The organism is Methylobacterium segetis (genome assembly GCF_004348265.1).
GTDB lineage: Bacteria > Pseudomonadota > Alphaproteobacteria > Rhizobiales > Beijerinckiaceae > Methylobacterium > Methylobacterium segetis.
Map to the genome: position 1 here is coordinate 20927 of NZ_SMNT01000060.1, position 12755 is coordinate 33681.

Annotated in this window: 11 protein-coding genes and 1 riboswitch; of the genes, 2 read left to right on the forward strand and 9 right to left on the reverse strand. The window is 65.5% G+C overall.

Annotated features, from left to right (window positions below; genetic code table 11):
• Positions 1-239 precede the first annotated feature (239 nt).
• The 6 genes from E1J50_RS16200 to E1J50_RS16220 all read right to left on the reverse strand — a co-directional run bounded on the left by E1J50_RS16200 (position 240) and on the right by E1J50_RS16220 (position 5446).
• The gene (locus E1J50_RS16200) at positions 240-1511 is read right to left on the reverse strand and encodes a glycosyltransferase (RefSeq protein WP_132254880.1); all 1272 of its coding nucleotides are present in this window, start codon (positions 1509-1511) and stop codon (positions 240-242) included.
• 388 nt (positions 1512-1899) lie between these two features.
• Entirely contained in the window at positions 1900-2460 is a 561-nt protein-coding gene (locus E1J50_RS16205; RefSeq protein ID WP_132254881.1) for a Ros/MucR family transcriptional regulator, read from the reverse strand.
• Between the two features lie 292 nt (positions 2461-2752).
• A complete protein-coding gene (locus tag E1J50_RS16210) occupies positions 2753-2950 on the reverse strand; it encodes a helix-turn-helix domain-containing protein (RefSeq protein WP_132254882.1) in 198 nt (65 codons plus the stop codon).
• A gap of 429 nt (positions 2951-3379) precedes the next feature.
• Positions 3380-4156, reverse strand: coding sequence for a Crp/Fnr family transcriptional regulator (locus E1J50_RS16215; protein WP_132254883.1), 777 nt, complete (start codon positions 4154-4156; stop codon positions 3380-3382).
• Between the two features lie 786 nt (positions 4157-4942).
• On the reverse strand, positions 4943-5104 hold the full coding sequence (locus tag E1J50_RS27365; protein ID WP_165937880.1) for a hypothetical protein: 162 nt from the start codon (positions 5102-5104) through the stop codon (positions 4943-4945).
• 144 nt (positions 5105-5248) lie between these two features.
• Positions 5249-5446 (reverse strand): hypothetical protein, encoded by a 198-nt coding sequence (locus E1J50_RS16220; protein ID WP_132254884.1) that lies wholly within the window; start codon positions 5444-5446, stop codon positions 5249-5251.
• A gap of 1182 nt (positions 5447-6628) precedes the next feature.
• Here E1J50_RS16220 and E1J50_RS16225 point away from each other — a divergent pair.
• Positions 6629-7129 carry a hypothetical protein gene (locus E1J50_RS16225; RefSeq protein WP_245516603.1) on the forward strand — a complete coding sequence of 167 codons (501 nt, stop codon included), beginning with the start codon at positions 6629-6631 and terminating at the stop codon, positions 7127-7129.
• Positions 7126-7650, forward strand: coding sequence for a hypothetical protein (locus E1J50_RS16230; protein ID WP_132254885.1), 525 nt, complete (start codon positions 7126-7128; stop codon positions 7648-7650). The genes E1J50_RS16225 and E1J50_RS16230 overlap by 4 nt, the downstream gene beginning before the upstream one ends.
• A gap of 55 nt (positions 7651-7705) precedes the next feature.
• On the opposite strand, the gene E1J50_RS16235 is transcribed toward E1J50_RS16230, so the two are convergent.
• From E1J50_RS16235 to E1J50_RS16245, 3 genes are all read right to left on the reverse strand, one after another.
• Positions 7706-9064: a vanadium-dependent haloperoxidase gene (locus E1J50_RS16235; protein WP_132254886.1), complete on the reverse strand. Its 1359-nt coding sequence runs from the start codon at positions 9062-9064 to the stop codon at positions 7706-7708.
• 672 nt (positions 9065-9736) lie between these two features.
• Positions 9737-9937 carry a hypothetical protein gene (locus E1J50_RS16240; RefSeq protein ID WP_132254887.1) on the reverse strand — a complete coding sequence of 67 codons (201 nt, stop codon included), beginning with the start codon at positions 9935-9937 and terminating at the stop codon, positions 9737-9739.
• A 364-nt stretch (positions 9938-10301) separates the two neighbouring features.
• Positions 10302-12326 carry a TonB-dependent receptor gene (locus tag E1J50_RS16245; RefSeq protein WP_132254889.1) on the reverse strand — a complete coding sequence of 675 codons (2025 nt, stop codon included), beginning with the start codon at positions 12324-12326 and terminating at the stop codon, positions 10302-10304.
• A 246-nt stretch (positions 12327-12572) separates the two neighbouring features.
• Positions 12573-12755, reverse strand: a riboswitch (cobalamin riboswitch). This riboswitch is flagged as partial in the annotation.

Here is a 12755-nt window from a genome sequence, read left to right on the forward strand (position 1 = left end):
GCCGGGCGATCCTGCCGGCGCGGGCGGAGACGCGATGAAGGACCTTCGCTCGGACCGGCACGTCCGCGGAATGCTGATCGGCGGGCTCGTGCTCGCGTCGCTCATCATCGTCGCCATGATGATCATCTGGCTTTCCGCTTGACCGAACGCCGGCACGTTCCGCTCCCGGCGCGCCGATCTGTGGACCCGAGCCGGGCTCGGCGTGCCGCGGCACCCAGGGTCGCGAACGCCAGACGGATCTAGGCCGCCCCGCTCGAGCGCGTTGCGACGGCCCGCAAGTCCTCGATGGCGTCGCAAGCGGTGCGCACCCCGTTCTCGGCCAGCATGCGCGCCCGCGCCATCGCGCAAGCGCGCGTCACGTCGGGATTGCCCAACAGCCGTTCGATCTTCGCGACGGCGCGCGACGGGGTGAAGCGGTGCCTGCTCAGGACCGAGCCGACGCCGAGGCGCCGAAGGCGCTGACCTTCGTCGAAATGGTCGAAAGCCACCGGGACAACCAATTGCGGAATGCCGGCCGCGAGCGCCTGCGCCACCGTGCCGATCCCGCCGTGATGGACGAGGGCGACACAGTGCGGCAGCAACTGGCTGAGTGGAGCGTAGGCGGCGTGCAGGATCTGGGGCGGCAGGTCCGCCGGGACCTGCCCGTCCTGTGGGGTCAGGAGGATGCCGCGCCGGCCCATCCGTCGGCAGATCCGGACGGCCGCGTCAAAGAAGGACTGTCCCTGCCGCATGGCCGAGCCGTAGGTGAACACGACCGGTGGATCGCCCGCCTTCAGGAACGCGGCGAGCGTCGGGGTGAGCTCATCCACGTCGCCGCAGCGATCGGCGAGCGGAAAGCCGACCTGCACGGCCTGCCGAGGCCAATCGGGCTGCGGCTCGGCATACCATTCCGGGAAGCCGAGGAGCACCCGAAGGGGGCTGTTCCACCAATGGCGCAGGCGGCGCACCGGCGGCAGCTCCAGTTTCGCGCGGAAGGCGTTGAGACCCGGCAGGGCGGCAGGACCGATCACGTAGGTGTCGGCGCCGCGGCCGATCCAGTGCCGCAACCGGGCGGACAGAAAGGAAGGCAAGGGAAGGCCGGGCAGGATGGGTGGGGCATGGCGGCTTTCCACCAGCACCGGCATGACGTGGACGGTGACGAGGGGAAGCCCGAGCTTGTCCTGTGCGACCCGCGCACCCAGGCTCAGCGTCGACGCGGCCACGATCCCTTCGCCGGGCCGCCACTTCGCGGCAATCCAGCGATAGACGGGCTCCGTCAGTGCGGAGACGAAGCCGAACGTGACCCTGACGCCGCGGCGGGGATGCCAGAGGTTCGGTTCAGCGACGAAGCCATCGTACTCGGCCTGCGTTCCGAGACCGTGGAAGGCGAGCTGCGCCCGATCCGCCATGTCCGCGAACGGTGCCGGTGCAGCCAGCAAGACGGCGTGGCCCCGGCGCTTCAGTTCGGTTCCCAGCGCGATGAACGGCAGGACGTCGCCATGACTGCCAATTGCGACAAGGAGAACCTGCATGGCGAGGCTCTAGCATCCGATAAATTCGTCTGGTGCATAGCGCATCGACGAGTTGATTGTGCAAGCTTGAGCGGCGAAAGCCTCGCAAAATGCCTTGGCACGAGCGCTTTCGTGCATCTCGCACTTCACTTTTGCTAAGGTTGTTGGCTGTCGCGAGGTCGAGACTCTCTGAGACCGGTCTCAAGCCCGACACGGCCTCGTCGGCTCTCGGTCACCCCGATCGGCGCCGGCGGGGCCATCGCACCCTGGAACGTCCGCTTGGCCCCGCAGCTCACGGCGCGCGGGGCTTCTTGCTTCTGGTGCTTGGTATGCCATCATACCAATGAGGGACCTTCGCAGGTTGCCCTCATCTGAGCCCGCCCGGCGATCCCCTCACGTCGTGGCGGGCTCAGTCGTGTCTCGGGCCGCGACCGCCGGCCGTCGCATTGCCCGGCAGCGGCATTGACTCGGCCGCTCTGGCGACATCGGTCTTGCTGCGAGAGCCTGCGCGGCCCTTCGGCCTGCCGGATGCAACGGGTGTCGGCGCTGGATCGGGCAGGTGAGCATGCCGGCCGAGGCCCGTCGCCTTGGCCAGGACGGAGCGCTTCTCCGAATAGGAGGCCGCCACCATCGGGTAGTCCGCGGGCAAGCCGTAGCGCTCACGGTAGCCCTCCGGATCGAGCCCGTGCTTCGTGAGGTGCCGTTTCAGCGACTTGTAGGGCTTATGGTCGATGAAGCTGATCAGCGCGTCCCGTGTGATCGACTTGCGGATCTGAGCGGGGGTCGACCGTCCGGCCTGCTCCTCGGCCGCGCCCGGGGATCGGCCCAGGCTGCTGAGCGTCCGGTGTAGCGTGACAATCAACTCGGGCAGGTCCGCGGCTCGAATCGAGTTGTTCGACACGTAAGCGGATACGAGAGCGCCGAGGAGCTGAATGTGGTTCGTCTCCGCTGTCGAGGTACTTTCTTCCACGGCTTCCTCCCCCGCTGGAAACTTGGACACTCAAATCAGAGAGAGGAAAATACAAGTGCATTTGTAGACAGTTCGTGGAGTTTTTCTTGTCGTTCGTCCTCATCGATGAATCGGCTGCTCCAGATCGTGCCCGAGCCGTGAGCCCGTTCTGACACTTGCGACCCTCCTGCTTGCTCGCCGCAATGAGGTTCCGGTGCGAATCCGGGACATCCGGTGAAGGAAAGGGGAATCCGGCAGCGATGCCTCTTCCCGCACGCCCCCACTGAGGAACGCCCGCTTCCGGCGCCCTCCCTCAGCCTTGGAGAAGCGCGTCACGGCCGGAATCCGTGATCTCGTACTCGAACGATCGCCCGTCATGGTGAAGGCGGCCGGTCCGGCGGATCAGCCCCCGCTTCTCGAGATAGCGGTTCGTATTCTGCGGTGCATAGAAGCGTGCCCCTGCTTCCAGCAACCGAAGTCTGTAGAGATACGTCGGCTTGATCTTGTCCATCGGACGGCGATCTAGCGCCGCCTTTACCGAAGACAAGCACAGTACCGAGGTTGGGCGCAGATATTTAAACTATAGACTGGAACGATAATAACTACAATGATTCCGATGCCGACGACGTTCACTCTGGCGCTGAGCATTGCGCCCTCGAGCGGTCAATGCTTCCTCGCGGCAGGTCACTGTGTGCGGAGGTGCAGGCGCCCCGAACCTCGCCCCGGCCAGGGGGCCTTCTCGTGCTCCGATTTACCCTCTGCCGCCAAGGCGACAGGTGTCGACTGCCGAGGCGACAGCGGGGTCGCAGCCGGACCGGAACGAGGACTCGGCCCGCCTCTCACCATGCCCGCCCGCCCATGGCGCACGTCCTCGATGTCGATGTCGATGGGATGGCGGGGCCATTCGCGCATCCGGTGCTCTGCAGGCGGCCGCGCAGCCTCACGGCTCGCCCAATTGCGCCTTCGCTATATCCGTCAGGGGCTCGATGAACCCTTCCCGGCTGATATTCGGGCGTAGGTGCAGGTAATCCGGCGCGAAACCCGCAAAATCCTTGAGAGCGCGGATATCGGGGATGTGAAGTTTTCGCCATTTCTGGTCGATCAGGCCTGCATGTCGCAGATTCTGCAGCACCCGGTTGACATGGACATGCGAAATCCCGGCCGTATCGGCCAGTTCCGATTGCGTGATGGGCAGATTGTAGCTGTTGCCCTGGATGATGCCGACAACTTCGAGGCGCACCATCATCTCACAGAGGAAGTGCGCCACCTGCTTGTCCGCGGAACGCCTTCCGACGCCGACAAGCCATTCCTGCAGGATCGCCTCGTCCACGAGCACCGACCACCAGAGCGCTTGGTAGATATTCGGATGATAGGCGGCCAACGCCTTGATGGTCCGATACGGGATTGCTGCCACACGGCACGGAGTCAGGGTGCCGATCGAGTGGACCATCTGGTTCAGGATGGAGGCATGCAGATCGCAGCCGTCGCCGGGGATCAGATAGGCGACGATCGAGCGTCCACCGTCCGGCAACAGCTTGTAGCGGCAGGCGAAACCATCGAGAACGATGAATGCGTGCTCGGGTGCATCCCCTTGAGAGATCAGGTCGCGATGGGCATCGACCTGCACGACCTTCGCCGTCGCTTGCTCAAGGGCTCGGCGATCGCGGTCGGAAAGCTGGGCGCGCAACTCGAGCTTCTTGATGAAAAGGTTGGTCATTTTCGGGGAAAGGGCGCCAGTCAAACGGCCTCTGAAACTAACTATGTTAAGCTCGGAGTGGCCGATACGGGACGTATCAGAGACAAACGCTTGTGCGACCGGTCTAATTCCGTAGGTGCGATCGCAACTCAGGCGCGATGAGTCGTCTCTTTCCGCATGAAATCAGGAAATGATGTTTTTGCACGGTTTCGCACGATCGTAGTCTGGCGGCGACGAGACTTGACGCGCTGATGCGCATCGGAGGTACGCAATGTCGCTGGCGGACATCGGACCACAGCAGATTTTGCTGCACGATGCCGAGCCCCTCCTGAGCGCTAGGTCTCCATCCGAGGGGGACCGGAGCGCCGCCATCCGCGCGCATGTGCGTCAGATTCTGCGGAAGCTCTCGCCTCGCGTCACGAGATCCGGGTGAGGTCGATTAGCCGAACGGGGAGCCCGCGCTCGTCCCCAATCCGAAACGCCCTTCATGGGAGCCCTCTGTCGGGGCGCTTTCGAGGCTGTTGTGGACCTGTGGCGCGTCGGGCGGCCTGTCCGATCATGACGGCGACGAGGTGCAGGTCCGGCACGGTGCTCGGCATTGCGCCCGCCGTGCCCGACCAGTCGGCGGAACCGGGGGCGCGAGGGAGCGCTCACCCACCACCGGCGCGGTCGCAGCATGAAATCGCGCCTGGCCCAGAGCGGCTGGCCACCGCGTTCGATGTCGCCCGCACCGAGAGGAGGCGGAACGCTCACAAAATCGGACGGACCAAGCGAAACGAAGTGTGGCAGGGCCTTAGGACCGGCGCCTCACACCACGGTCCGGATGGTATTCCAATCCAGGAATGTCGTACCGGCATCGTTGCGCGCCTTCGCGTGCGAGACGATCGCGAGCGCTGCCGCCAATGAGATGGCCACGGCAGCGAGGATGACGGTCGCGCGCTGCGGTCGGGATTGCGTTGGACGTCGCATGAGTGTCTCCGTCGTTAGGAGGCTCATGCGGCGAATGCGGGGCAGCTTCCGTGACGAACGTCACAGGCGCAGTGAGGGGACCCAGGTCGCCCGCAACCGATCGCGGGCCAAGTGCCAGAGACTGACGCGGCCGTCATCGGCCGATCAGTGGGACGATCCCGTATACATCGACCAAGCGTTCGGCGCGTAGGGGCCGGGAACCTCTTCCCGAGACAGGCCGGACGGCGCTGGCTTTTCGCGCTCGACGTCCTCGATGATGTGGTCGACGAGCGTCCAAGGATCGGCCCCCTCGGAGATGATGGTCCGGAGCGCTTCGACGAGTTGCTGGTGAGCGTCCGACATGATGGTCACCCTCCACGGTGAATGACGATGATGAAAGCGCAATGCGGTGCTCGACGCTGTGCGCGGATTCACATCGCGGCTTTCGGGGCGGGCAGCGGGTCTGCAGGCTCCGGCACCGGAGGCCAGATCGGACGATCAGGGCCAATGTCTTTCGGCATTTCACGCTCTCCGTTGACGCTCACTCTATTCCGCTAAAACTAAACGCGCGCTGAATGGTGAGATATAAGTCGAATGGTGTAGTTATGCGCGAATAAGACTGAATAAACGTTCAGGCGCCCGTCATGAGGCATGGCCGCTTCGCCTCGCCCGACGCGGCCTGCCGCTGCACCGAGCCTCGGTGGCCGACCTCGCGCTGCGTGGGGGTGTGGTCCCGAAACGGCGTGGGTCCTCGTGGACCGGCGTCTGCGAACGACACACTTGCGAGCGCCCCGCGCGCCGGAGAAACCCAGATCATCCACGCGCCGCCTTTCCCGGGTGCGGGGCCGGCCGCAAATGGCGGTCGATCATCGCGGCGCAGCCGCCCGACTTATTGGCGTCCTATATCCGCATCGGCCGAGCCAGCAGGATGGCAGTGCCAACCGTCGACCTCTTTACTTCCGGCGAGACGAGTGAACTTGCCAATATGGCTGCAGCCAGCGGGTAGGCTTGGACGGCCGCTGCGACATCCAGCACAAGACCCAGCTGGAGAGTATGCGTCCGGAGTCCGGGAGCGGCCAGATAGTTGTGGGCCAAGTTTGCCACAGCCTCAGGCTGAAGAATGCCTCGGTCCAGCAACTCAAGAACAGTCGGGTTCGAGGCGGGGGCTGGGGGCATTACGGGTTCTGGTGGAGGCCCTGCAGAGCTACGGCATCAGGCGAGCGCCTCCAACATCAATGCGGGAGCCGATCGCCCTCGCCGGCGCTCTGTACCCCGAATACAACAGAGTGATGGCTCTCGGTGGGTGAAGCGTCCGGTTCGCACAGGTGTTCCATTGCGTAAGACAGCCCAGGTCCCATTTCCCGCAGACTGCCACGCTTTCGATTGTGTCAGGCGCGCAACACCTCAGCCGCCGCATATCGTAGCGCGCGGCATCTTCAGATTTACGATTTGACGCAATCCAACCCTTAGTTGAAACACTATTAACGGCTGAAAAACATGCGTGGGAAACTCGTTCCCGCCAGAGCCGTGAGGGAAGTTGCGCTCGTGGATCAGCTCAAGGCGTTCTCCTGGGACGGCATTGTCGATCGAAGAGTGGAGCCGAAACCAATTGAGAAGCCTGCGCCCGGAGAAGAGCGGCTCACCAGCGTCCTGCGGCTGATGAATTCCTCTGGAGATCCGTCGAACTCCGCGCCGCCGACCCGCCGGTCATCACCCGAAGACTGGACCCAGCTCATCGAGCGGGTCCGTACGGCAGCCTCCCGTGTGCGGGAGGTGGAAACGCAGGCGCAGGAGCAGGAACTGCGCGTGCAGGACCTGCTGGAGCGGGTGCGCGAGGACATGGCGAGCGCGAACGAGCGGGTGAAGGCAGCAGAGGCGCACGCACGGGATATCCAAATGCGGGCCGATGCGCTGCTGAAGGCGGCTGACGAGCGTGTCAAGGCCGCCGAGGAGCGGGCTCGCCTTGCGGAGGAGTGGCTGGCGCGCATCTACGACACGATCGCCAGCGAGTTCGCGTTCGCTCAGCCCGAGAAGCGCTCCGCATGATTGCGCAGACCGTCGATCCCCTGCTCTTCGACAATCCCGCTCCGGGAGAGGCGGGCAGATCCGCGGCCGGCCCGTCATTGGCCGAGACTTCTGCGGCAACGCAGCAGCAGAAGGTGGTTCCCCTCTTTGCGGAGCAAGACGCTCCGGGAAGCGGCTCGCGCAACTCGGAGGAGGCCGACTGGCCGGGGGCGATCCAGCTCGTCCGCGATGTGGGTGCGCGGGTTCGGCGCGCGCGCGACCTCGCGCACGATCTCACCAAGCAGTCGCAGGTTCTGATCCAGCGCAGCATCACGGATGCCGAAGCTGCGGAAGAACGTGCCCGCGTTGCGGAGGCGGCAGCGCAGAGCGCCATGCGGCGTGCGGCCAGGGCGGAGAAGGCCGCGCGTCTGGCGCACGAGCGTGCTCGCAGCGCCGAGGAGCAGATGGAAGCGGCCAGAGCCAAGGAAGCGGAAGCGAGGCTCTGGTTGGGGCGGCTGTATAGCTGCCTCAGAAGCGAGTTCGACAGCCTCACGTTCGAGTGACGGGAGAGGCTCCGAGACGCGGTGCTCGCGAGCGCCGCATCGGGGGGGGGGCGGCTCAGACCAGATGCCCGTCGCTGTTCGGCTCAAATCTGTTGAACGCGTCCACAATGACGCCGCCGACCTGCTCGCCCATGAACAGGCCACGCTCGGTCGAAACGCGGTAATGGACGCCCGCGTAGATACGGCTCGCCGCCTCATCCACGGCCGCCGTCTCGAAGTCCGGGAAGGTCAGGTACACGCCCGGCAGCGTCTCGGTGGTGCCGGTGAACGGTATCGCCCCGAAGAAATCGGTCAGCACCTGGTTCGCCGTGGAGCCCAGGATCGAATGACCGGATGTGTATTCGGGATGGTCCGGCGTGGTGACCAGCAGCGGCAGCCAGTCCGGATCCGGTCGGGTGGCCCAGTTGCCGTCCCGCCCGGCCTCGCGGATCGCCGTGACCGGCCTCCAGAAATCGTAGGTGAACTTGGCGTCCCAGCAGGCGATGATCGAATCGGCGAGGCCGACATTCAACTCGGTCAGCAGGTAGGCGCTCTCCAGGGGCGAGCGATCCTGCGCGTCGAGGATGCGATCCGCGATGTCGCTCCACTGGCCGACCCGCGTGTAGGTGTCTTCGTCATTCGACCACCAGAGCGCACTCAGGGTTTGCGCGGGTGATCGCACGTCCGAGTACAAGTCTCCGAACGCCTTCACCTCCTTGAGATCGTCCGTGTATTGCCGACTGGTCAGGGCCGGGGGCGGCGGCGGCCGGAACTGGTCTCCGCTCTCCAGAACGAACGGCCGCACCTGCCCCCAATGGGGCTGGATGGCCTCGGTGAAATCCGGGGGGGTCGGGCGATACGCGCCCGGATCGTCTCCCGCCACCCGTTCGAGATAGCCATAAGGGTCCGAGCCGTCATCCGAGCGGGACTCGATCACCGCCTCCGCGATTCGGTTGCCGAACGCGACGCCCTGATCCTCCGCCCGTCCATCCTTGATCTGGTCGAGATGCGCTTCGTAGGCCCGGTCGAGCGCCTTCTCGTAGCGCGGAAATAGCTCGACCAGGATCCTGTGCGCGGCCGCGGTCACGGCGGCGTCGGCGTCGATGCCGTTCGGCGCCTCCCGGGTGACGAGAAAGCCGGGCTGATCCTCGATCGCCCGGAGCGTATCGAACATGGCGATGCTCTGCATCGCCAGGGCGCGGGAGACGTAGCCCGCATCTTCCGGCGGGTCGGTGATCGAGTAATATCGGATCGCATCGAGAGCGACCTGATTCCAGTCGAGAACGACGTTATCGAAATGAGGATTGGGATCGACACTATTCACGGGAGGCGTATGCGGTTGTTCCTCATACCACTCGATCACATTATCGATGATGGGTTGAAGAACGGGCGGCGGGAAAGACCCGCTGTCACGAGTCCAATGAACCTGATCCATCCCTCCCTCCTTTTCGCGGTGAGAACACGCAAAGGCAGCGCAGAGCGGCCTCGAAGACTATCGGCAAAACAAAGTTGGAAAGATCAGTTTATTAGTTTTCAGGCTAACATGAGTTATTGTCAGCCGAACTAACAAACGTTGACGTGAGCGAGGGATGGTCTGGAAACAGCCCCAGCTGTACGGAACCTGCGGGTTTCGTACAGCATCCGCCCTTCCGGAACCCGGGTCGCCGAGCAGGAGGGGCGCCTGCACCCGAGCGTAACAGACGAAGGCGCGGAGCGAGGCCGAGGGGAGGCTGTTTGGACTCGGCGCTGAGCCTTGCCGATCTCCGCTGCCGCCCCGTCGGCGGGTGGCGGAAGACAGCAGAGCGCTGGCAGCCTCCGCATTCCTCAAAGGCGCGGCCGGCACCCCTACCAACGCGCGCGTCCATCGACCGAGCCGGTCCCCCGGCGCAATGTCAGGGGTAAACGCGGGATTGCCCTCTCGGCATCGTTCGCGAGGATGAATCACCCGGCTCGCCGCTGATGCGGCCGGATTTATCCGTGTCTGTCCTGGGTCAGCGCGCGTGGCGCGCGTCTGGTTTCCGGATCCGGCGGCAAGGGGCGCTGGTCGGGCTCATGAGGTGCCCGCCGGCGGCCGCTCGGGCGTCATCCCCGGGAAGCCTCGTTCACGTCAGATGGCCTCGGTTTCCGGCCGGACGAAACAGGCCGCGAAGTCGCTGGGTCCATAGTCACGACCCGTGATGTCAGTGATCACGACTTGCGCCAATCCATCATTCTGGAGCTGGAGCGCCTTCTCCAGGGCGCCGCCGGGAGAACATCGCTGAAAGGACACGGTCCGTCCATCTCTCTGGGCGGTCACGATCAACTGCATGTTACGCTCCTGGAATGGCCTGGTTCACCGTCAAATCATCTGCTGGCGATCCCGATACTTTGCCCAGCATGAGATCTGATCCCAATTCACGCGGAGAACGAGATCACGCAACCGCTGGATCTCGTCTCGGCTCGGCGGCCGGGGCTGGACCTTCAGACGAGCGATAAAGGCAGCATCCGTCTGCATCATGAGAGCACCGTTGGCGGAAGGGCAGCCCCGTGCAGTGTTCAACGAAGATGGGGAGGCTTGGTTGCGGCTTGGCTTCGGGGTCGGCTGAAGAACGGCCTTCCCGAAGACAGCTCAAGGTCAGGGGTTTCGCATCGCCGGAATCACGGGGCGAGCTGCCGCCCGAGCCTTCCGGAGCCTAGAACCGGCCAGCCAGGGTCAGCCGGACGGCCGTCGGCTCGACCGGATGGAAATGCCGGTCGGCGACGCCATCCGCCGCCTCGCCCGGCAGGCGGGATGTGTAGAAATAGGTGATCTGGTCGGCCTTGGCGTTCGTCAGGTTCAGCACGTCGAGCGAGAGGCTCACGCCGTTCTCGAACGCGTAGCCGATCCGGCCATTCAGGAGTGCGGTCGGCCGGGAGCGGACCGAGTTGTCCTCGATCAAGGGGCGCGGGCCGAAATAGCGCATGCGCAGGCTGCCGAACCAGCCCAGGCCCTCCCCGAAGGTGAGGCCCGCCGAGGCGATGGTGGTCGGCGCCTCGGGCACGCGATTGCCGGCCGGATCCCGGTCCGAGAAGCGGGCGTTCGTGACCGTCAGGTCGCCTTCCAGCCTCAGCCAGGGTGTCAGCGCGTAGCGGTTCGTCCACTCGATGCCGAAGCGCCGCGTCGGGCGGCTCGGCTCGGTGGTGCCGGTGTCGCCCTGGAACAGGTTCTCGGAGGCGAAGTCGAGCTGGAACAGGGCGAGCGACGTCTCCAACCCCGCGACGCTGCGATTGCGGATGCCGATCTCCGATCCCGTCGATGGCACCAGGAACGGCGAACGCGCGATGTTGAAGAGCGGGCTCGCCGGATCGACGGTCGCGACCACGCCGCGCACGTCGTTCGAGTGGAAGCCCCCGCCGGAATTCACGTAGATCTCGGTGTCGAACCAGGGGCCGAGCACGAGGCCGAGCTTCGGGTTGACGATGCCGTCCCGCGCCCGGCCCGAATTCGCGGGCGTGTCGGAGACCACGTCGGCGTAGTATCCGTCCGCGCGGAAGCCGACGCTGGTGCGCAGCCAGTCCGTCCAGCGCATCCGGTTCTCGACGTAGAAGGCCGCGCTCGCCTCCAGCACCCGGTCATCGAGCACAGTCGAGCGCGTGAGCCGGTTCGTCGTATTGAAGAGACCGACCCGGATCGAATCCGTGCGGGTCTGGAGGCCGATCTCGTTCTCCATGGGCAGGCCGAAGAGCGCACCCTGGAAGATGTGCGAGACCTCGCCGCCCCCGAGGACGCGGCTGTCGCGCTGGCGGAACTGGTCGCCGTTGACCGGATCGTTGAGGACATAGGTGAAGTTGTTCCAGAGATTCATCCCGTAGCGGATCACGTAGGCGTTCGCCCGGGAGAGTCCGGTCTCGTCCGTCCGGCTCCAGCGACCGGAGAGCGAGAACCGGCCCGTGTCGCCGCCATCCGACGGGTCGAGCGTGCCGAAGCGGCCGATCAGCCCCTCGCTGACGGCGCGCTCGGGGATCTGGTTGGTCGCGTTCCACTTGGCCCAGTAGGCCATGCCGGTGACCGCGAAGCCGTCCGTGGCCGTGCCTTGGCTGTAGCGAAGCACGCCGTTGAGCTTGCGCATCCGGTCCGGCTCGACCCAGGGGCCATCGTAGACCTGCGCCTCGCCGGCCACGAGGAGGTGGCCCTCGCCGATCGGGGCGGAGCCGATCGTGAGGGCCCGCTTGTAGCCGAAGCTGCCGATCGAGGTGAGCGCGAGGTTCTTCTCGACCGTGTCGAGATAGTCGATGCGCACGGATCCGGCGGAGGCGAAGTCGCCGTCCCGCACGAAGTACGGCCCCTTGTGGAACTCGACCGCGCCGACGAGTTCGGGGATCAGGAAGTTGATGTCGGCATAGCCCTGGGCATGAGCGTTCGTGCGCATGTTCACCGGCATCCCATCCACGTGGATCGCGATGTCGCTGCCGTGGTCGAGGTTGAAGCCGCGCAGGAAGAACTGGTTGGCTTTGCCCTCGCCGGAATGCTGCGTGACGATCAGGCCCGGCACGGCTTCCAGCACCTCGCCGGGGCGGGTCGCGGGGCGGTTGTTGACTTGCGCGCCCGTGATCACGCCGGCGCTGGCGGCATCGACGGTGCGGAGGCTGCCGCCGATGCCGGTCACGCCGCCGACGTAGCCGGCGCTGGCGACGGGTCCGGAGGTGGCAGGTGTCGGAGCGTCGGCCGCGACGGAGATTTCGCTGAGCCTCGCTTCAGAAGCGACGGTCTGCGCGTGGAGAAGGGCGGGCGCGAGGAGCGAGGCGGGGCCGGCCAGGGCGGCCAGGCAACCCGACGTGAATGACGATCGGACGGGGGACACGAAAGGACGGACCTCGGGCGACGGCAGTGGCACGTCACCGCGAACGAGGCCTCGGCCGCCGTCTCCGCACGGGATGGACGGCGCTTCGACACCCGTCAGGACACCCCGCCCGACGCGTTTCGCGTGTGACCACGGCTGACGGCAGGTCTCCTGGCTCACGGGTCGCCGCCCTCGCACCGTCTTCCCGGGCACGACCCAGTGACATGGTGGTGAAGGGCTCGCCGCTGACAGTTGCGGGGGCAGCCGCGGCCTCGGAGCAGGCTCCTCACCGCGTTCCCTTTTGATCCCCGAGGGGAACCGTCAGCA

Coding starts and splice junctions, on each gene's coding strand:
- E1J50_RS16230 (WP_132254885.1), top strand. CDS start 7,126: ATGATTGCGCAGACCGTCGATCCCCTGCTCTTCGACAATCCCGCTCCG.
- E1J50_RS16200 (WP_132254880.1), bottom strand. CDS start 1,511: ATGCAGGTTCTCCTTGTCGCAATTGGCAGTCATGGCGACGTCCTGCCG.
- E1J50_RS16210 (WP_132254882.1), bottom strand. CDS start 2,950: ATGGACAAGATCAAGCCGACGTATCTCTACAGACTTCGGTTGCTGGAA.
- E1J50_RS16235 (WP_132254886.1), bottom strand. CDS start 9,064: ATGGATCAGGTTCATTGGACTCGTGACAGCGGGTCTTTCCCGCCGCCC.
- E1J50_RS16240 (WP_132254887.1), bottom strand. CDS start 9,937: ATGCAGTTGATCGTGACCGCCCAGAGAGATGGACGGACCGTGTCCTTT.
- E1J50_RS16220 (WP_132254884.1), bottom strand. CDS start 5,446: ATGTCGGACGCTCACCAGCAACTCGTCGAAGCGCTCCGGACCATCATC.
- E1J50_RS16215 (WP_132254883.1), bottom strand. CDS start 4,156: ATGACCAACCTTTTCATCAAGAAGCTCGAGTTGCGCGCCCAGCTTTCC.
- E1J50_RS27365 (WP_165937880.1), bottom strand. CDS start 5,104: ATGCGACGTCCAACGCAATCCCGACCGCAGCGCGCGACCGTCATCCTC.